At 53.2% G+C, this 19,125-nt stretch carries 17 protein-coding genes; 11 read left to right on the top strand and 6 right to left on the bottom strand.

Features of this window, described 5'->3' with window-relative positions; translation table 11 throughout:
• The first annotated feature begins 71 nt into the window (after nucleotides 1-71).
• The 5 genes from AC2215_RS27090 (at nucleotide 72) to pyrF (ending at nucleotide 4,736) form a co-directional block, all read left to right on the top strand.
• Nucleotides 72-866, top strand: coding sequence for an MlaE family lipid ABC transporter permease subunit (locus AC2215_RS27090; protein ID WP_486813151.1), 795 nt, complete (start codon nucleotides 72-74; stop codon nucleotides 864-866).
• A gap of 184 nt (nucleotides 867-1,050) precedes the next feature.
• Nucleotides 1,051-1,446: a DUF3119 family protein gene (locus AC2215_RS27085; protein WP_486813150.1), complete on the top strand. Its 396-nt coding sequence runs from the start codon at nucleotides 1,051-1,053 to the stop codon at nucleotides 1,444-1,446.
• 40 nt (nucleotides 1,447-1,486) lie between these two features.
• The gene (locus AC2215_RS27080; RefSeq protein WP_486813149.1) at nucleotides 1,487-2,659 is read left to right on the top strand and encodes a DUF3086 domain-containing protein; all 1,173 of its coding nucleotides are present in this window, start codon (nucleotides 1,487-1,489) and stop codon (nucleotides 2,657-2,659) included.
• Between the two features lie 176 nt (nucleotides 2,660-2,835).
• Nucleotides 2,836-3,897, top strand: a complete 1,062-nt coding sequence (gene bioB / locus AC2215_RS27075; protein ID WP_486813167.1) for a biotin synthase BioB — start codon at nucleotides 2,836-2,838, stop codon at nucleotides 3,895-3,897.
• A gap of 110 nt (nucleotides 3,898-4,007) precedes the next feature.
• Entirely contained in the window at nucleotides 4,008-4,736 is a 729-nt protein-coding gene (pyrF, locus tag AC2215_RS27070) for an orotidine-5'-phosphate decarboxylase (RefSeq protein ID WP_486813148.1), read from the top strand.
• Between the two features lie 252 nt (nucleotides 4,737-4,988).
• Here pyrF and ald read toward each other — a convergent pair whose 3' ends face one another.
• Nucleotides 4,989-6,074: an alanine dehydrogenase gene (gene ald, locus AC2215_RS27065; RefSeq protein WP_486813147.1), complete on the bottom strand. Its 1,086-nt coding sequence runs from the start codon at nucleotides 6,072-6,074 to the stop codon at nucleotides 4,989-4,991.
• On the opposite strand from ald, the gene AC2215_RS27060 reads away from it, so the two are divergent.
• From AC2215_RS27060 to AC2215_RS27045, 4 genes are all read left to right on the top strand, one after another.
• Complete coding sequence (locus AC2215_RS27060; protein WP_486813146.1) at nucleotides 6,073-6,213, top strand: hypothetical protein; 141 nt, start codon at nucleotides 6,073-6,075, stop codon at nucleotides 6,211-6,213. The genes ald and AC2215_RS27060 overlap by 2 nt on opposite strands.
• 253 nt (nucleotides 6,214-6,466) lie before the next feature.
• Entirely contained in the window at nucleotides 6,467-8,500 is a 2,034-nt protein-coding gene (bchD, locus tag AC2215_RS27055; protein ID WP_486813145.1) for a magnesium chelatase ATPase subunit D, read from the top strand.
• Between the two features lie 96 nt (nucleotides 8,501-8,596).
• Nucleotides 8,597-9,343: a phycoerythrobilin:ferredoxin oxidoreductase gene (locus tag AC2215_RS27050; RefSeq protein WP_486813144.1), complete on the top strand. Its 747-nt coding sequence runs from the start codon at nucleotides 8,597-8,599 to the stop codon at nucleotides 9,341-9,343.
• A gap of 339 nt (nucleotides 9,344-9,682) precedes the next feature.
• On the top strand, nucleotides 9,683-12,055 hold the full coding sequence (locus tag AC2215_RS27045) for a CHAT domain-containing protein (protein WP_486813143.1): 2,373 nt from the start codon (nucleotides 9,683-9,685) through the stop codon (nucleotides 12,053-12,055).
• Nucleotides 12,056-12,065: 10 nt separating this feature from the next.
• Here the strand turns inward: AC2215_RS27045 and AC2215_RS27040 are convergent, their stop codons facing one another.
• From AC2215_RS27040 to psaK, 3 genes are all read right to left on the bottom strand, one after another.
• On the bottom strand, nucleotides 12,066-12,719 hold the full coding sequence (locus AC2215_RS27040) for a cytochrome b N-terminal domain-containing protein (RefSeq protein WP_486813142.1): 654 nt from the start codon (nucleotides 12,717-12,719) through the stop codon (nucleotides 12,066-12,068).
• 280 nt (nucleotides 12,720-12,999) lie between these two features.
• Nucleotides 13,000-13,329 (bottom strand): PadR family transcriptional regulator, encoded by a 330-nt coding sequence (locus AC2215_RS27035; protein ID WP_486813141.1) that lies wholly within the window; start codon nucleotides 13,327-13,329, stop codon nucleotides 13,000-13,002.
• Between the two features lie 173 nt (nucleotides 13,330-13,502).
• Entirely contained in the window at nucleotides 13,503-13,853 is a 351-nt protein-coding gene (gene psaK, locus AC2215_RS27030) for a photosystem I reaction center subunit PsaK (RefSeq protein WP_486813140.1), read from the bottom strand.
• A gap of 105 nt (nucleotides 13,854-13,958) precedes the next feature.
• On the opposite strand from psaK, the gene AC2215_RS27025 reads away from it, so the two are divergent.
• Both AC2215_RS27025 and AC2215_RS27020 read left to right on the top strand, forming a co-directional pair.
• Nucleotides 13,959-14,594 carry a phosphoribosylanthranilate isomerase gene (locus tag AC2215_RS27025; protein WP_486813166.1) on the top strand — a complete coding sequence of 212 codons (636 nt, stop codon included), beginning with the start codon at nucleotides 13,959-13,961 and terminating at the stop codon, nucleotides 14,592-14,594.
• Nucleotides 14,595-14,812: 218 nt separating this feature from the next.
• Nucleotides 14,813-15,361, top strand: a complete 549-nt coding sequence (locus tag AC2215_RS27020; protein ID WP_486813139.1) for a peroxiredoxin — start codon at nucleotides 14,813-14,815, stop codon at nucleotides 15,359-15,361.
• Between the two features lie 124 nt (nucleotides 15,362-15,485).
• Here the strand turns inward: AC2215_RS27020 and AC2215_RS27015 are convergent, their stop codons facing one another.
• Both AC2215_RS27015 and sat read right to left on the bottom strand, forming a co-directional pair.
• Nucleotides 15,486-17,717: a caspase family protein gene (locus AC2215_RS27015; protein WP_486813138.1), complete on the bottom strand. Its 2,232-nt coding sequence runs from the start codon at nucleotides 17,715-17,717 to the stop codon at nucleotides 15,486-15,488.
• A 121-nt stretch (nucleotides 17,718-17,838) separates the two neighbouring features.
• Nucleotides 17,839-19,005, bottom strand: coding sequence for a sulfate adenylyltransferase (gene sat, locus AC2215_RS27010; RefSeq protein WP_486813137.1), 1,167 nt, complete (start codon nucleotides 19,003-19,005; stop codon nucleotides 17,839-17,841).
• Nucleotides 19,006-19,125 lie beyond the last annotated feature (120 nt).

Below are 19,125 nucleotides of genomic sequence, written 5' to 3'. Positions count from 1 at the left end.
GCAAATCGATCGCAACTTTCGTTCTTTGCGTGTTGTTATACTTTTGCTGACCTCTTCACTAGGCTGACGTCGTGAGTAAATCCGTCCCGCTCTCTAATTTTGCGAAATGGAGTCGTCGTCTGCTCGAAGCCGTCTTCCTTGCCGGTCAAATTGTCGTGCATATCTTGCGAGGTAAAATTCACCGCCGCAATACCATCGAGCAAATGGCGATTGTCGGTCCGCAATCTCTCGGGATTAATACCTTAACTGCCGCCTTTGTCGGTATGGTGTTTACGATTCAAGTGGCGCGGGAATTTCTCAACTTCGGCGTCGGCAATGCTGTCGGTGGGGTGCTCGCCATTGCCCTGGCACGAGAACTCTCCCCGGTGCTAACGGCGGTGGTGGTCGCCGGTCGGGTGGGTTCGGCATTTGCGGCAGAACTGGGTACGATGCAAGTCACCGAACAAATCGATGCCCTCTACATCCTCAAAACCGATCCCATCGACTATTTAGTCATTCCCCGCCTCCTAGCTTGTTGCATCATGGTGCCGATTTTGACCCTATTTTCCCTGATTGTGGGTATGACGGGAGGACTGGCGATCGCTTCGAGCCTGTATAACATCTCCCCATCTATGTTTCTCGAATCCGCGCGCAACTTTCTCCTGATTTGGGACTTGTTCAATTCCGCGATCAAAGGCGGCATTTTTGGCGGTTTAATTGCGGTCATCGGCTGTAGCTGGGGGTTAACCACCACTGGCGGTGCCAAAGGAGTGGGGGAGTCTACCACCACTGCTGTCGTTACGGCCCTGATGGCGATTTTCATCAGCAATTTTTTCCTCTCCTGGATTATGTTCCAAGGGGTGAGTAATGCGTCACTATCTCTTTGAGTTTTGGAGTCAATGGACAATTGACAATGGGTCAGTGGCGACGCTCTCCCGTGTCTCCCTTGTCTCTCTATGTCCGCCCCCTCCCCGCTCCCGCCGCGTCCTCTGCTCTCCCCATCCCTCCCAATTCCCTCAAATCCGCCCATGGTATAAAGTAATGTGTACTGCCGCAGGGAGGAACGCCAACGTGAAAACCCCGACATCGACGTCAAATGCTGCCGAAACCATCGAACTTGCCCCCAGCTATACTTTGCCCCTAGTACTGACTATCGGTGCCATTGGGTTACTGGTGGTACAAGTTTGGGTCGCGGGGGTCATTGCCCTGTTCGGTTTATTTTTGCTGGTGCAAACGGCAATGATTCGCTTGCGGTTCACCCCAACGGCCCTGGATGTCTATCGTTCCGATAAGCTAATTCGCACGTTTCCCTACTGCGACTGGCAAAATTGGCGCATTTTTTGGCCGCCCGTCCCCATCCTGTTCTACTTTAAAGAAATCAGAAGCATTCATTTCTTACCGGTTCTCTTCGACCCGAAAATGTTGCGTACTTGTTTGGAACGGTACTATCCTCTGTCGGATGGATAACCCCGAATCGAGCCGCGCTAACTCGAAAATTGCGATATTCATGAATCCAGACGAATCCCGAAACCCCGATTCACCCAAACCTCCAACTCCCAACGCCAACGAAACGTCTTCTTCCGAGATGACCTCGCTCGGTTCGAATCAACCTGAGGAGTCTAAAACCCCGTTGGCACTCGATCCGATCGCCGCAACTCCCTCGACACCCAAACCCTCAGCGTCCAAACCCTCAGCTGCCAAACCGAGCGCCCCGCCCAGTCGAGACGCAAGCCAAACGCCGTTAGGGCAAAAACGCCAAACCCTCACCGAAGAAATCGCCACGCTGCAAGCAACCAAAGTGCAACTGCTACAAGAACAAGAGCAGATGCAAGCAGCGATGAATCGATTGGTGAAGGAGTCGGTTCGCGAAGCGCAGCAGCGCCGCAAAACCCTCGAAATCGAGATCGAAAAATTAGAACGCCGTCAGGAGCGCATCCAGATGGAAATGCGGACCACTTTTGCTGGGGCTTCGCAAGACCTGGCGATGCGGGTGCAGGGTTTCAAAGAATACTTGGTGGGGAGTTTGCAGGATTTAGCCGCCACCGCCGAGCAACTCGATCTGACCCCCCCCGCACCTCCAGCACCCGAACGAGGTTCCGCTTCCGAAGACCCCAGTCGGGACGATCGCGCTAATCCTCAGTTTTCCCAACAGGGATTTCAGGAAGAAACCCGGCAAATTCGCCGGCTGCTCGATCGATACCGCAACCAACCGGATTACTACGGTCCTCCGTGGCAGCTGCGCCGCACCTTCGAGCCGATTCACGCCGAGCGGGTTTCTTACTGGTTTTTCAGCCAGGGAGGACGCGGCGCGCTGCGGACTTTGGGTTCTCGCCTGCAAAACGTTTTGATTGCTTCGGCGATCGCATCGGTGTTGCGAGTCCTCTACGATCGCCGTCTGTGCGTTCTGATTTTGGCCAATACTCCCGAACGATTGGGTGAATGGCGGCGCGGCTTGCAGGACTGTTTGGGAATTTCGCGGGCGGATTTCGGACCCGATCGGGGCGTGGTGTTGTGCGAAGCGCCCGAACCCCTGGCTCAACGGGGCGATCGACTCTTACAGGCGGGTCGGCTGCCGTTGATTCTGATTGACGAATCGGAAGAGCGCGTTCCCCTATCGATGCTACAATTTCCTCTCTGGCTCGCCTTTGCCCCCGATCCGGATACGGCGAGTTTCTATTAACGCCATGTGCAACTTGTTTATCCAAAACCTGACCGCACGGGGGAATGGGGAATGGGGAATGGGGAATGGGAGATTTTTCGACTCGCTCACCATATGGCTTGGCAAAAAGATTGCACACCGCGTTATTAAGTTTCTATTTCACATTCGATCGATTTTCGAGGGAGTGGTAAGTGGCGATGACGGATTTTCCCGACTGGAATCAACTGGCAGATCGCGCTTTGGCAGGCGAGTTACTCGATCGCGAGGAGGCTCGCGCCATTGTCAGCGCGCCGGACGAACTGCTCCTGGAACAACTGGCGGCTGTTTATCGGGTGCGACGGCACTACTGGGGAAATCGAGTGCGATTGCATTTTTTGCTCAACGCTCAGAGCGGTTTGTGTCCCGAGGACTGCCACTACTGCTCCCAGTCGAAAATTTCCGCTGCCGAAATTGAAAAATACCCGATGTTGGCGCGGCAAAAAATTCTCGATGCGGCCGAGCGGGCGGCACAATTGAAGGCGGGAACGTTTTGCATGGTGATTTCCGGGCGTTCTCCTTCGGAATCGGTCTTTGAGAAGGTTTTGGATGCGGTGCGATCGGTCAAAGACCACCACGATTTGAAAATTTGTGCCTGTTTGGGACTCCTCGATGCCGAGCAAAGCCGCCGCCTCGCGGAAGCTGGAGTCGATCGAGTCAATCACAATCTCAATACCTCGGAAAACTTCCACCCTCAAATCTGTACCACCCATACCTTCGACGATCGCCGCGCAACGGTGAAAAACGTCCAAGCTGCCGGGATGACTACCTGTTCTGGGGGGATTCTGGGGATGGGAGAATCCGACGAGGATGCGATCGATTTAGCCTACTCCCTGCGCGAACTCAACGTGACGAGCGTGCCGCTCAATTTCCTAATTCCCATTGAGGGTACGCCCTTTTCTGGACGTGGCGAACTCGATCCCCGCCACTGCCTGCGCTTGTTGTGCTTGTTCCGCCTGATTCTGCCGAGTCAGGAGATTCGCATCGCCGGGGGACGGGAAGTGCATTTGCGATCGCTCCAACCCCTGGGATTGTACGCTGCGAACTCGATCTTTATCGGCGATTACCTCACCACTCCCGGTCAAACCGCACGACGGGATTTCGAGATGATTCGCGATGCGGGATTCGTTCTCGAAGCTGCCGATGGTCGCGTTTTGGATGGCAATCCCCTGGAAGAGTTTGAAGCCGCTGTCGATAATGAAAAATTAAAAATTAAAAATTAAAAATTCAGACGTCTCATTTTCCCCTTCCCCCTTCCCCCTTCCCCTCGTGCGAGAGGATTTTGGAGAATTAAGTTGCACATGGCGTTATTGGTAATTCCACCGCATTTGATATGACTCAGCCTAACTCCAGATCGGTGACCGATCGCATCATCGTTCCTCTCGACGTTTCCACCGAAACCGAAGCCGTTGCTTTAATCGAGTCTCTGCCCCAAGTCTCGTTCTGGAAGGTGGGTTTAGAACTCTTCGTCAGTACCGGTGCGACTGTGCTACCCATCCTCAAAGAACGCAACAAGCGCGTCTTCCTCGATTTAAAATTGCACGATATCCCCAATACCGTCGCCGGGGCTTGTCGGGCTGCCGCACGCTACGGGGTAGATTTGCTGACTATCCATGCCACCGCCGGACGTGCGGCGCTCAAAGGGGCGGTTGAAGCCGTTCAAGAGGGGGCCCAAGCGGCTAACGTCGAACCCCTCAAACCGATCGCCATTACCCTCCTCACCAGCCTCAATTCCCGAGACCTGGCTTTCGATTTGAAAATTCCGTTGGAACTGCCCGAATATGCCCTGCAAATGGCACTGCTGGCCAAAGAGTCGGGCATGGCGGGGGCGGTTTGTTCCCCCCAGGAAGTCGAACAGTTGCGGCGAGTCTGCGGCGATCGCTTTTTGTTGGTTTGTCCGGGGGTGCGACCGACTTGGGCGAATTTGGGAGACCAGCGCCGCGCCACCACCCCAGCAGAAGCATTGAAGGCGGGGGCGGATTACTTAGTCATCGGTCGCCCGATTACAACAGCAGATGACCCCGCAGCGGCATTCGATCGCATTTGTGAGGAACTCAAATAACGTCAGGTGCGCAATCAGACTTACCGGCGAGGGTGGGTGTGGGGTGTGGGGTGTAGGGTGTGGGTAATCGAAAAGCATCATCGTCGATTCTGATGAGTCAGAATTTGAGTATCTTATCGTTCACCTTAATCTCAAGGTGTTCGAATCGCTCTTGCCCATCCACCTCCAATAGTGGAATTTCAGCCCCACTGGTCATTACCGCGACTCTGCTTAACCCGCGCTTCACTTTAAATCACGCGAGTAAACTCGAGTTCAAACCAAATCGGGAAAAACCTGATGCAGTGCCGGATGAATCAGTTGCCCATCGCGGACGTTAACGGCTTTAGCAAGGGCAGGCTCGATCTCGATCGCGTCTAAACCTCGATCGGCAAGTTTGACCACATAGGGTAGGGTACTATTATTCAGCGCTTGGGTTGCCGTCCAAGGAACCGCTCCGGGCATATTCGGCACGCCGTAGTGAACGACTCCTTCTTCGATATAGGTGGGATGGCTGTGGGAGGTGGGATGTAAGGTTTCAACGCACCCTCCCTGATCGACGGCAACATCGACAATCGCCGAACCGGGACGCATCTGCCGCACCAAATCGCGCGGCACGAGAATGGGAGGCTTGCGACCGGGAACGAGTACCGCCCCGACGACTAAATCCGCTTGGGAAATCACCTCCTCAATGGTGGAAATATTGCTGTAGAGGAGTTCGACGCGAGACCCGAAGAGGGTTTCCAAGTATGATAGTCGCGCCACGTTAATATCGAAAATCTGTACCTGCGCCCCCATGCCGACGGCAATTCGCGCCGCTTCCGTACCGACGACACCGCCACCGAGAATGGCCACCCGACCGGCACGAACCCCAGGAACGCCACCGAGTAAGATTCCCCGTCCGCCGTACTGACGCTCTAAAAACTGCGCCCCGAACTGAACCGATAGGCGACCGGCAATGATGCTCATGGGGGCGAGTAGGGGGAGGGTTCGATCGCTTAGTTCGACGGTTTCGTAGGCGATCGCGATCGCCCCAGAACTGATTAAATGCTCCGTCAAGGTGCGATCGGCGGCCAAGTGCAAATAGGTAAAAAGCAGTTGCCCTTTTTGAATATAGGGATACTCGGCGACCAGGGGTTCTTTGACCTTGACGACGAGTTCTCGCTGCCAGGCTTCCTCGGCGGCAGGCACGATGGTTGCCCCAGCTTGCCGGTAGTCGTCATCGCTAAATCCAGCCCCCACACCCGCACCGGTTTCCACAAACACTTGATGGGTGCGATCGTGCAGAACTCGGACGCTGGCCGGACTCAATCCAACTCGAAATTCTCGATCTTTAATTTCCTTGGGAATGCCTATTTCCATGAACCTACCTTCAACCCTTGTAACGACCGATACCCAGAGATACGCGGTTCTCGTGGCGAGGGAGCCTGCGATCGAGTCGAAGAGGCGATCGACCCGTCGAATTCATGCCCAACTGCCAGGAGAACGGCGATACCTCTAATCCCTATTGTGGAATAATTGATTCGATCTTCGTGGGATAGAAGGCTACAAAATCTCCGATTCGGGCTGGCCAAATGTATGCTTCACACCCCATCCTCGCCAGACACTGTCTTATCCCGAACTGAGGTTAACTGGTACATCCCGTTATATGATATTCGAGTAGCTGGGTCAGTCTCGAACGATCGAACCCCAAATCATTCCTTTCTGGATTAATCTGCCCCGTTCTCCAAGCTTCCTTTGTTTATCTACCTATAATGTCAGCGTCGATTCTCTCCTCTACTCAAACCAGCTTTCCCCTGACAGCCGTTGTCGGACAGGATGCGATTAAATTGGCCCTGCTGCTCACTGCCGTCGATCCGGGATTGGGTGGAGTGGCGATCGCCGGGAAGCGGGGAACGGCGAAATCGATTATGGCGCGGGCGCTGCACTCGCTTCTCCCCCCCATCGAAGTCCTCTCGGATTCCCTGAGTAACTGCGATCCGCAAAAACCCGAAGAATGGGACGATCGAGCCCTCGAACTCCACGGTAGCTCGGTCAACGGCAGCATCCCGGAACTTCCCACCCAAATTATTCGCGCCCCCTTCGTCCAAATTCCCCTCAACATCACGGAAGATCGATTGCTCGGTTCCGTGGATGTGGAACAGTCGGTGAAGCAGGGGGAACCGGTGTTTCAGCCGGGATTGCTCGCCCAGGCGCACCGAGGGGTTCTCTACGTGGATGAAATTAACCTCCTCGACGACCAAATCGCTAACCTGCTGCTGAGCGTCCTCACGGACGGTCGCAACCGGATCGAGCGTGAAGGCATCAGTTTTTCGCACCCTTGTCAACCCCTACTCATCGCCACCTACAATCCCGATGAGGGGCCGTTGCGAGAACATCTGCTCGATCGGATTGCCGTCAGCCTGAGTGCCGATCGGGTGTTGGATTTAGAGGAACGGGTGGAAGCCGTCGATCGCGTTCTCGACTACGCCCGCTCTCCCCAAGAATTTCTCCAGGGGTTCGATGAAGAAATCGACAACCTGAAAACCCAGATTCTCCTGGCGCGGGAGTGGCTGAAGGATGTCGAAATTACACCGGACCAAGTCTCCTATCTCGTCACCGAAGCAGTGCGGGGTGGGGTGCAGGGTCATCGCGCCGACCTATTTGCAGTGCGAGTCGCCAAAGCCGTTGCCGCCCTCGACGGACGCACGGAAATCAATGCCGACGATTTGCGCCGCGCGGTGGAGTTAGCGATCGTCCCTCGCGCGACCATCGTTCAAACTCCGCCAGATGAAGCGCCACCCCCACCCCCCCCGCCACCGCCACCGGAACAGAACGAAGAACAGCAAGACGACGATCGAGAAGAAGAGGAACCCGAAGAGCCAGAAGAGCAGGAACAGCAACTGGAAGTTCCCGAAGAATTCATGTTCGACCCCGAGGGGGTGCTGCTCGATCCCGAGGTGCTGTATTTCGCTCAGGCAACCCAGCGACAGGGGAATTCCGGCAGTCGCAGTCTGATTTTCTCCGAAGATCGAGGGCGCTACGTGAAGCCCATGTTGCCCAAAGGTGCGGTGCGGCGGGTAGCCGTGGATGCGACCCTGCGGGCGGCGGCCCCATACCAGAAATCCCGGCGGATGCGCCAGCCGGAACGGAACGTCATCGTCGAACAAAGCGATTTGCGATCGAAGCGATTGGCCCGCAAAGCCGGTGCGCTGGTAGTGTTCGTCGTGGATGCCTCCGGTTCCATGGCTCTCAACCGGATGCAATCGGCGAAAGGAGCGGTGATGCAACTGCTGACTGAAGCTTATCAGAGTCGCGACCAAGTGGCGCTGATTCCCTTCCGAGGGGAACAGGCAGAGGTGTTGCTACCTCCGACGCGATCGATTACCACGGCACGACGACGGATGGAACGGATGCCCTGCGGTGGCGGTTCTCCCCTCGCTCACGGTTTGACTCAGGCGGTACGGGTGAGTTTGAATGCCATGCAGTCGGGGGATGTCGGTCAAGCGGCGATCGTGGCGATTACCGACGGACGGGGGAATATTCCCCTAGCCCGATCGCTCGGAGAACCCCAAGAACCGGGGGAAAAGCCGGATATCAAGGGCGAGTTGCTCGAAATTGCCGGTAAAATCCGCGCGCTGGGATTGCAACTGCTCATTATCGATACGGAAAATAAATTTGTATCTACCGGGTTTGGGAAGGAACTCTCCAAGCAAGCGGGCGGGATGTACCATTATTTGCCCAAAGCCACGGATACAGCAATTGCGGCGATGACTCAAAGTGCGATCGCCGATCTGAAATCTCGTTAACCCCAGATTGGGGTTTCGATCGAATATCTCTCGTACTTATCCTCTCCCCATCTGGAGTGTCTGTCCGATGCTTGCCCCCTTTCCTCCCGAAATCTCATGAATCTCTATCAACCGTTTTTGGACGAAGCGATCGCCACCCTCGAAAAGCGTCTGGATCTTTCACCCTATCCCATTCCCGAAGGGTTCGAGCAAAAGACGGCCACGACGGGAAGCAAAAAAAATCCTCAAGAAGTGGTGACCACTAGTTATGCTTGGAGCGCGCCCAAACTCCGGCAGATTCGGATCGCCCACGTTCAAGGCGGTCAGGCGTTGCAGGTCTTAAATTTCGTCATTTTTCCCCAACTCACCTACGATCTGCCCTTCTTTGGGGCGGATTTGGTGACCCTGCCGGGGGGACATCTGATTGCCATCGATATGCAACCGTTGTTTCGAGACGACCCCGCCTACCAAGAAAAGTACACTCAACCCATTTGGTCGACCTTTAAAGCGCACCAACAGCACTTGAGTTGGGGAGGAGACTTTCCCGACGAGGCAAGACCGTTCTTTTCGCCGGCATTTTTATGGACGCGCCCTCAAGAAACGGAAATAGTCGAGACTCGTGTATTTGATGCATTCAAAGATTACTTGAAAGCCTACCTGGATTTCGTCGAAGCTGTCGAATCCGCCCCCCCCTCGCAATTGGATGCCATTCGCACTTCCCAACTGAAATATTTGCAGTATCGCGCTGAAAAAGACCCCGCACGGGGCATGTTCCAACGCTTCTACGGTTCGGAGTGGACGGAAGAGTACATTCACGGCTTCCTGTTCGATTTGGAACGGAAATTGGCAGAGGGTGCAGTTTGAGTACTGTCGTTCTCGAGGGTTGTGGTTCGATCGGATGAGTGTGAGTTCGGGTTCAGAACGCTTTTGAGAGTCATTCTCGGAAAAAATAAGCTTCGGGTCATCTCATTGGGATGATTCACTCGCTGGTGATGAAGGGGAGGTAGTGCTTCTCTTGGATGGGCGATCGCGAACTGCATAAGTTCCACATCGCTAGACATACGTAAGGATCGATCGTGCCAACTCGGTTTCTGTGAAAATCGATCGTGAGTTTCAAAAAGGCTTCTCCCTGTCCCCCTTGTCTCTCTTCCTATGCGTTGCCTCTCCCCCAAATTATTTATTCTTTTTGCTACACCACTGATAATGTGTAGTTCTGCAACTCTTGCAGCTGAAAGTATTTCTCCGATTTCTAATTCGAGCGAGCTGGCGCAAATACAAGAGGAACGAAAAGCAGAAGCCGATCGACTTTATCAGTTAGGAATTGAGCAATCTCAAGTCAGTCAGTTTCGCGAAGCCGTGCAATCTTGGGAAGCCGCTCGACAAACTTATCGAGAAATTAGAGATCGTAATGGAGAAGCAAACTCCCTCAGAAATTTAGGCGGTGCTTACAGCCTCATAGGAGAATACCAACGAGCCATCGAACTGCTCGAGCAGTCTTTAGCGATTGACCGAGAAAGCCGCGATCGCAATCGAGAAGCGACTTCCATAATGGGTTTGGGCATCGCTTACTTCTCTCAAGGAGAATACGAACAAGCTATCGAGCTATTCGAGCAGTCCTTCGCTGTGTATCGAGAAATCGGCAATGCCATCGGAGAGGCTGCTGCCCTTGGGAACTTGGGCAATGCTTACTCTTCTCTGGGGCAATACGAACGAGCCATCGATTTTGCCAAGCAGTCTTTAGCTCTCAAACAAGAAACTGCCGATGTATTAGGAGAAATTAACGCCCTCGGGAATTTGGGCAATGCGTACTCTTCTTTGGGGCAATACGAACGAGCCATTAATTTCTACGAACAGTCCTTAGCGCTCGCTCTGGAGATTGGTAATCGTAATGGAGAAGCCAATTCCCTGATGGGTTTAGGAAATGCTTTCTCTTATTTGGGCGAAGATGAAAAGGCGCTTGAACTCTTCGATCGGTCTTTAGCCATCTACCAAGAAATCGGCAATCGTAACGGAGAAGCTAACTCTCTCCAGAATTTGGGTGCGACTTACCGCAGCCTAAAACAATACGAACGAGCAAGGGAACTTTACCAGCAATCTTTAGTTATTAAACGAGAAATTGGCGATCTAGAAGGAGAAGCCACTTCCCTAGGAAATTTAGGAATTGCATACTTCTTCCTAGAGCAATACGAACAAGCAACAGAAGCCTTCTTTGCTTCGATCGAAATTTATGAGTCTTTACGGGATGAAGACTTTCCTGATGCCGACAAAATTGCCTTTTTCGATATCCAAACATCTCCCTACAACTTTCTACAACGTTCCCTGGTGACCCAAGGTCAAATCGAACAAGCCCTCGAAATCTCCGAACGGGGACGCGCCCGTGCATTCGTCTCCTTGCTTGCTCAAAAACGAGGACTCCATGGGGTCGATGAATCGCTACCACCCCCATCGAGCGAACAAATTCGGCAACTCGCCCGACAAGAAAACACGACCCTGGTTCAATATTCCGTTGTCAGTTGCGATCGACTTTTCGCCTGGGTCATCCAACCCAGCGGAGCTATCGACTTCCGCGAAATCGACTTGAGTTCCCTCGATGACAGCTTTGGCGACTTCATCGAGCATTCCCGAAAAAGTGTGGGGATTCGCGGCTGTGACCTCGCCATTATTACCGTTCGACCCAGCCAAGAAGAACTCGCCGCACGGCAAACCCACCATCTGAAGCAACTCCACCAACTCCTCATCGAACCCATCGCCGACTTACTTCCCGCCAACCCCGAATCCCCCATTGTCTTCATCCCCCACCAATCCCTGTTCCTCGTTCCCTTCCCCGCCCTCATCAATGCCGACGGCGAATACCTGATCCAAAACCACACCATCCTCACTGCACCGTCGATTCAGGTGTTGGAATTGACGGGGAGACGGGGGGATGGGGGGACGGGGGGAGGGGGAGAGGTGTTAGTCGTGGGAAATCCGACGATGCCGAGTATTTGGAATCCCGATACAGACGAAACCCAGCGCCTCTCGAACCTTCCCGGTGCCCAATCCGAAGCCATTGCCATTGCCGAACTGTTCGATACCCAACCCCTCCTCGGGGACGAGGCCACGGAAACCTCCATCACCGAACGTATGTCCACCGCCCAAATCATCCATCTCGCCACCCACGGACTTCTGGACTACGGCATCCCGGAAGAAACCGGCGTACGGGACTTTCCGGGAGCAATTGCCCTCGCCCAAGGCAACGGCGAAGATGGCTTGCTCACGTCAGCCGAACTCCTGGAAATGAACCTAAACGCAGAACTCGTTGTCCTGAGTGCTTGCGATACCGGGCGGGGCAAACTCAGCAGCGATGGGGTAATTGGGTTATCTCGCGCCCTGATTGGGGCTGGAGTCGAAAGCGTGATGGTGTCGCTGTGGGCCGTTCCCGATGCCCCGACTGCGGATTTGATGGTGGAGTTTTACCAACAGTGGCAAGCCACGGGGAATAAAGCCCAAGCTTTACGCCAAGCGATGCTGACGACGATCGAAACTCATCCGGAACCTCGAAATTGGGCGGCGTTTACCCTCGTCGGGCTTGAATAAAACGAATGACTTATCGCTTATCGCCGAATTTGCACAACGTTTCCAAACTCAATTGCGATTCCATTGGTTTCCAGTTTTGCTCTTGGAAGATGAGAGCTGCAAGATGGGCGATCGAGAGTAGAATAGCTGCGATCGCCAAAATGTAACCGTGCAGTGCGTACATATGCTGCAAGGTAATGCTACTAATCCCACTTCCCCCAGCGAGTATCTCTCGCAAAAACGAACCCACCACCGGAATCGATTCTACGATACTCAATTCGATTTTGAAGCGCCAAAAACTTGTTTGCTCCCAAGTCAAGACAATCGCCGTCCAACTCAGTCCGATCGCGGCGATCGCTAACAAAATACCACTCACCCAACTTGCAAACCAAGACAGCAAAAACTCACGCCCGAAAAACATCACGACAATCTGTACGAACGCCAAAACAATTAAACCGTTTCCAGCAATATCGTGCAAACTGAGAACGATCGCCCCGTTCTCAATTTCATTCGCAATCGTTGTTAGCGATGAATGCGCTCCCAGTGCTGTGGGCTGGTAGTAAAACGCCAGCATCACTCCGGTCATCGCAGCAATACCGCAAAGGGTCAGTTCCGCCACTGCTAGTAATGTTGCCGTTCGTTGGAGAATATAGCGAAATCGATCGGGTGCAATTGATTGAGTCATTTTTTTATGGCGATTCGATACAAATTTGAATTTGAAAAAATTGGTTTTAAATACTCGTTTTTTTAATTGATTAAGAATAATTAAACTGGCAATATAAATAACAAAATAAAAGAGTCGCCAGCCAAAAATGAGCTTCACCTGCCACTGGGGGTAACGCGCTTTTAAAATCGATCGAGCGGCAATAATATCTCCGAGCCAATCTTGGTATTCTTCCCACTCTTGGGGAAAACGGCTGATGAATTGACCGATTTTGCCCGCGAATTCCACATCTCGACTCACGTCATACCCCCTTGGCTTGTGCAGTCCAACGGGCGACACGCTCTAGCAACTGTTGCTTGGCAGCCAGTGCTTGAATCCCCATCCCTGTAATTTGGTAGTATTTCCGCCGCGCCCCACTATGTTTTTCCGGTGCTTCGTCACCCCACTGAGACTTGACGAAGCCTTTTTGTTCGAGCTTTTTCAAATTGGGATAGAGGGAATTAAACCGAATCTGCCTGCCTCCACTTTTTTCGATCGCCTCCATAATTTCGAGTCCGTAGCGCCTGTGGAAGCGAAGTGCCCACATAATGACTTCCTGGTTGGGGGTCAAACTCAAATCTCGATCGCTCATATGAATTGTTTGCGACTGTCCCAATTATTTATAATTATCTAAATATATCACTATATCTAAAAAGTAGATACAAAATTTTCCCTTGTCACCAAAGGAAAGCGGATCGCCAAAATGACGATCCGCTTGAATGGGGGTAGATTCAATGAAGGTTAAAATTCGATCGATATTTCGACCTATAAAAGCCCAGCGTTAGCCAATCCGAGAATCAGCCCCGCACCGAGGATATGACCGAAGCTCGTGGTAGCCAGCAGTTCGGGGATACCGAACCCGGCAAACAAACCCGGGAGTTGAGCCGGCAGTGCCGGACCTTGACCGGGATTTTTAATAGCCCAGTTACCGATGGCCAGTGCGAAGAGATTGCAGGTAATCATCAAAATCGCCACCTTGGGCGACCAAGATACGGTGGAAGCTGTTGCGATTAAAGTCGAGTAAATCAAAAAACGTTCTCCTAAATCAGGTAATTTATCGGGCAACGCCACAAAAATTATAAAAATTGGTTGACCGACGATCGCATTTTGTTTCAAGAGTTAATATTCGATCGAATATCTATACAAATGACCCTTTCAACAGCATCAGACTCCGGTCTTCTGGTATCCTGAAAATCGCAATTCAACCGGGGCGATCGAATGTTGCGGGTCAAAATTTGCGGCATCACCCAACCCGCACAGGGTCGAGAAATTGTTAACTTGGGCGCAACCGCCCTGGGGTTTATTTGCGTTGAAGCTTCTCCCCGTTACGTAGACCCAGAACGGATTCGAGAGATTACCCAGCAGCTTCCCCCAAAATCGGTCGATTTGATTGGTGTATTTGCCAATACGACTCTCGATCGCATCGTCGATACCGTCACTATCGGTGGTTTGACAGGGGTTCAGTTACACGGAGACGAATCTCCGGAATTTTGCGATCGAGCGCGCAAATCCCTTGCCGGCATCGAAATCGTCAAAGCCCTGCGGGTCAAAACCACTGATGCCCTCGCCAATATTGCTCCCTATACCGAAACCGTCGATACGTTACTCCTCGATGCCTACCATCCCCAACAACTCGGCGGCACGGGCAAAACCCTCGATTGGGAGGCTTTGCAGGAATTTCGCCCGCCCCTGCCGTGGTTGTTGGCTGGAGGACTCAATCCGGAGAATGTCGGCGAGGCACTTGCTCGGGTGCAGCCCGATGGCATCGATCTATCGAGTGGGGTAGAGCGATCGCCGGGAGATAAAGACTTGCAAAAAGTAGCCTGCCTCTTTGAGAAACTGCAACCCTATCTGTAACGTCGAGTTTGGGGTAGAACAGTTTCTGCCGAGGGTTGAGAACAAAGTATTAATCAACTGCGGACGTTGCGCTATATCTTTACACACTGGCACGATCCACGGTTGCGAAAGATTGTAATATCATCTCGATCGGTAAAGAATTGTAAACTAAGGAAAGAAACTCGGAGATCGAGTTGTCTCCAGTTTTTGCCGTTCAATTTTTCAGTCAAAAATTATCTATGTCTCGTCGTCGCCTATTCGGTTTGTTGCTAACCGTTTGTTTTGCTGCCGTGAGTTGGTTGAGTGCCGTGCAACCCGCTCGTGCCATCGGTGGCACGCTGCCCCCATTAAACAAACCCGCGCCGGAATTTACCCTACCGAGTAACTCCGGAGAGGGAAATATTTCCCTCTCCGACTATCGCGGGCAATGGGTTGTGGCGTATTTTTATCCCGCTGACTTTACCCCCGGCTGTACCATCGAAGCCCGTCGGTTCCAGCAAGACTTACCCAAATACATCGATCGCAATACTCAGATTCTCGGTATCAGTGCCGATGATGTAGTCTCCCATGCAGATTTTTGCGACAGCGAGGGCTTGAGATTTCCCCTACTTGCCGATACGAAAGGTCGCGTGAGTAAAGCCTACGGCTCTTGGATTTATTCGCGATCGGTGCGTCACTCCTTTATTATCGATCCCGATGGCATCTTGCGCGATCGCTTCGTCAAGGTGAGTCCGTCGATTCACTCTCGTGAAGTCCTGGAACATTTAGATGCGTTGCAATCGGCTTAGATCGAGACAATTGACAGGGGAGGCTTCGGGAGCAGAGGAGGCCCAGGGATAACGCATGGACAATTGACACCGAGTGCATCTTTTATGTCCTCATTTTCCCATCTCCCCACTTCAACTCCATCTATTAAATCGCGCTATACATTAGGCTCAGGGTCGCCCAAAGGTTCACATCCAAAGCAAAAACATCTTTGGGGAGTCCGAGGTTTTGGGTGGTGTGCAGACTGGCTCGGTGTAAATCTTCTAATATTGCTTGAGCAACCCTTAGGGGCTTGGGCAGCACTTGCAAGCTCAGGGTTTTGGACGGAAGCGTGTCCGAAAGAGCTGCGAGGGTCATATCAAAAGGCTTGTAGCTGCAAATAATTTGAGTTTTGGTCGCTCCCGTCTGGGAGCTGGCGCTCCAAGATTCAGTTGGAGAAGGCAGTATCAGAGTTTGCCCCGGCTCGATCGATAGGTGTTCTCCATCGGGATTGAGGTTACCGATATTGAGGGCAATTTCCTGACCGCTACTCCCTAAACCCAACAAAATAAAATAAACGGGGCGATTGCTGAGATTTTGCAATCGATACTGAAGGCGACTGCCCACCGGTACGGTGGCAATTCCATTCTCCGGGCGGTCCATGAGGGTAGAACCGACTTCCGTTAAACTGGGATTCGCTTTCGCGCGCTGAGTTTGAGTTTCGATTAAAATGCGATTGTCCGGTTCGAGGGTTGCCACAGTGACCTTGATGCCCAGTCCTGACGAACCTTCATTTTCACTCATGCTTAAGAGCTTATCTGCTCGCAGCGCTTCGAGTTGGGGTACTAGGCGATGGACCGCGGTTTTAATCGCTTCATCTCCATCGCTCAAACTACTAGGAATCGGCTCGTGTCCGAGGGTATACAAACCATAGCCGCCGCGATCGGGTAATTTCGGTAATTCGGCCTGAGGTGTTTGGGCCAGGTTGGCTCGCCGAACTTTACCAAACAAGCAGTCCGCCGGTTCGCCCACGTTCGCCGTGGAAACGTTGCGAATCGCCGAGAACGCACTGGTGGCATCCACCCGTTCGATCCGCTCTAAAGTCGAGTCCAAGGCAACAATTAAATTTCGATCCCGAGGGATGGCGCGAATAGCTTCTCGCACGGGTTGTCCCGCTTCGAGAGATGAGTTTTCTGGAGTGGCGAGGGTTTGGACTTTTGCCGTTAACCCCTCTTTGGTGCGAATTTGTAACGAGGAGGAGGGGGTTGTTCCATCTTGGGCGATCGTCTTGAGAATCGAATGAATTCCATAGGATTCTAAGATCGAAACCGGCAGACCGGCCAGCCAAACCCGGGCGGTTTGACCGTCTTCTTCTACGGATAAAACCACGCCATCTACCCCTTGGGAGATTTCCGGTTGCAGGGGGAAAGGTGAATTTTTCCCATCGGGATTGTCATTCGCACAGGGGGGTGCCATGCCCTTACAGACTTGAGGATGCTGTTCGCTGCCAGCAAACTTCTCGACAATACCAGCGGTCTGACCCACGATCGTGTTGAGCTTAGCCGACGGTGTCGCCCACCACAGCTGCTGGGTGAGGGCGTAGGTAAAGACCCCCGCACTGAATCCAGACCATTGAGCTTCCAAGGCCAATTCGCTCGGATGTGCTGCAGACAGGGCAATACCTGGAAGTTTGCGCTGAGAGGAAAATCGACTCAGAAAGCTCGAATCGTTACGCAACTGCGCTTGGAAAGCCAGTTCGGCTTCTCCCACCTGTCCGAGGGTGGGGGTGGGACGCGATCGAATTCGCAAGTTCCCCTGAAAGCCCGTACCGGGGTAAGTATAGCTCGTATCGAGAACCGTCAGGACGTTGCTCGTAGGGAGCGATCGCAGCATCAGCCACAGCGTCTCCTCGGGCAAATCGTTAACCGCAAGAGAGCCTTTGACAGGCAAGACGCCATCCACGGGAACGAGACTGTTTTGGGTCCGCGTGGGTTCCCCAGGCAATTGAATCCGGCTGCCGTAGCCGCTAAAATGAAAAACGACTACATCTCCCGGTTTGGCTTGCTCTCGCAGGTGAGTGATGAATGCCGTTTCAATTTGCGATCGCGTCGCTCGCGTGTTTGTTAAGGTGAGAATATCGCTGGCTTGAAAACCAAACCGATGGATTAGGAGTTCCCGTTGCAGCTCGACGTCGGTGGTACATCCGCTCAGCGGAACGCCATTATTCCCGTAAGCAGCATCGACATATCGATCGATTCCCACCAAAAGAGCCAATTTGCGTTGAGTTGGTTGGGCTAACACTTGGGTGGCACGATTTCCGAGGGCGGCAAAACCCGCCTCACTGGTTCCGAGGGCAGCCAGAATCCAGCCTGCCTGTTGTAGAAATCCCCGTCGCTTCATAGCTTCTATCTATTTCAAGGGTCAGCACCGTCGCTTGTCGATCGTCCTCGCGGGCGATCGCCAGTTATGATTTTAGCTCGACACGATCGGTGCGGACCCCCGATCTCCCCATTATTTGTGCTTACTGCTGCATGGCGCGGGCCAGCTCGGCTGCCACTTCCGGTCGAGAGAACTGTGGGGGGGGAAGTTCGCCGCGACGCAGCATCTCCCGCACCTTCGTTCCTGACAGGTGAATGCGCTCTTCAGGAGAGCTGGGACTGGTTTTGGTGGTTGCCATCGTCTGAGTCCGCTTGCAATAGAAAGCGTGCTCGAATTTCATCGGTCGGATGCCCAATTCTTCCGGCTCGAACTCATCGAAAATATGCTGGGCGTCGTAGGTTCCGTAGTAGTCTCCCACACCGGCATGATCGCGACCGACGATGAAGTGGGTGCAACCGTAGTTTTTCCGCAGCAAAGCATGGAAAATGGCTTCCCGAGGTCCGGCGTAGCGCATGGCTGACGGGTTGAGAGCCATCTGGACCCGGTCTTTGGGGAAATAATGCTCGAGCATGATTTCGTAGCAGCGCATCCGCACGTCAGCGGGGATATCGTCGCTCTTGGTCGCTCCCACCAAGGGATGCAGGAACAGACCATCCACGGTTTCGAGGGCGCACTTCTGAATGTATTCGTGGGCGCGGTGAATGGGGTTGCGGGTTTGGAAGCCCACAACGGTTTTCCATCCCTTCTCGATAAAGAGTTTGCGCGAATCGACCGGGTCGATTTGGTATGTGGGGAACAGGGGATGGGGGTCCCGTTGTAGCAACCACACGGGACCGGCAAGGTTGATCGGTCCTTGGTTGTAAACGACGGCAACACCCGGATGCTTAGTTTCGTCCGTGCGATAGACGTTGATGGCTTCGTGGGCTTTGTCGTAGCGGTATTTCTGGGTCAGTTCCAGAACGCCGACAAACCGACCGGAAGCATCGTCGAGGCGCACCCGACTTCCTTCTTTGAGGGGTTCGGCGACCTCTTCTGCCACGGAGAGAGTCACTGGAATCGACCAGGGCAGACCGTTAGCCAACCGCATATCGGTGACGACCGTTTCGTAATCGGCTTGCTCCAAGAATCCCGTCAGGGGGCTAAATCCACCGATGGCAATCAGTGCTAAATCGGAAAATGCCCGATCGTCTAATTGAACGCGGGGTAAGGAGTCAGCTTGTTGGAGGAATTCTTCTTTCTGGGCAGGGGTGGCAATGCGATCGATCAGCTCGCCACCGTGGGGGGCAATCGTACTATTGTTAGAACTCAAGGCAATCCCTCTTTGGGTTGAGTGCAATTTGTTGACTAATGTGGCTGTGGCTTGGGCAATCCGTTCTTCGTTGTCTATTCTAAGGGAACGCGCATCGATCCACGAGCTCGGGCGCTGCGG

This window comes from Zarconia sp. (genome assembly GCF_057467645.1).
The sequence above is the reverse complement of the archived record's forward strand: the minus strand, read 5'-3'. Positions and strand labels throughout refer to the sequence as shown.

Coding starts and splice junctions, on each gene's coding strand:
- AC2215_RS27020 (WP_486813139.1), top strand. CDS start 14,813: ATGTCTCGTCGTCGCCTATTCGGTTTGTTGCTAACCGTTTGTTTTGCT.
- bchD (WP_486813145.1), top strand. CDS start 6,467: ATGTCAGCGTCGATTCTCTCCTCTACTCAAACCAGCTTTCCCCTGACA.
- AC2215_RS27045 (WP_486813143.1), top strand. CDS start 9,683: ATGTGTAGTTCTGCAACTCTTGCAGCTGAAAGTATTTCTCCGATTTCT.
- pyrF (WP_486813148.1), top strand. CDS start 4,008: ATGACTCAGCCTAACTCCAGATCGGTGACCGATCGCATCATCGTTCCT.
- bioB (WP_486813167.1), top strand. CDS start 2,836: ATGACGGATTTTCCCGACTGGAATCAACTGGCAGATCGCGCTTTGGCA.
- AC2215_RS27060 (WP_486813146.1), top strand. CDS start 6,073: ATGAACCTACCTTCAACCCTTGTAACGACCGATACCCAGAGATACGCG.
- AC2215_RS27050 (WP_486813144.1), top strand. CDS start 8,597: ATGAATCTCTATCAACCGTTTTTGGACGAAGCGATCGCCACCCTCGAA.
- AC2215_RS27040 (WP_486813142.1), bottom strand. CDS start 12,719: ATGACTCAATCAATTGCACCCGATCGATTTCGCTATATTCTCCAACGA.
- AC2215_RS27015 (WP_486813138.1), bottom strand. CDS start 17,717: ATGAAGCGACGGGGATTTCTACAACAGGCAGGCTGGATTCTGGCTGCC.
- AC2215_RS27035 (WP_486813141.1), bottom strand. CDS start 13,329: ATGAGCGATCGAGATTTGAGTTTGACCCCCAACCAGGAAGTCATTATG.
- AC2215_RS27080 (WP_486813149.1), top strand. CDS start 1,487: ATGAATCCAGACGAATCCCGAAACCCCGATTCACCCAAACCTCCAACT.
- ald (WP_486813147.1), bottom strand. CDS start 6,074: ATGGAAATAGGCATTCCCAAGGAAATTAAAGATCGAGAATTTCGAGTT.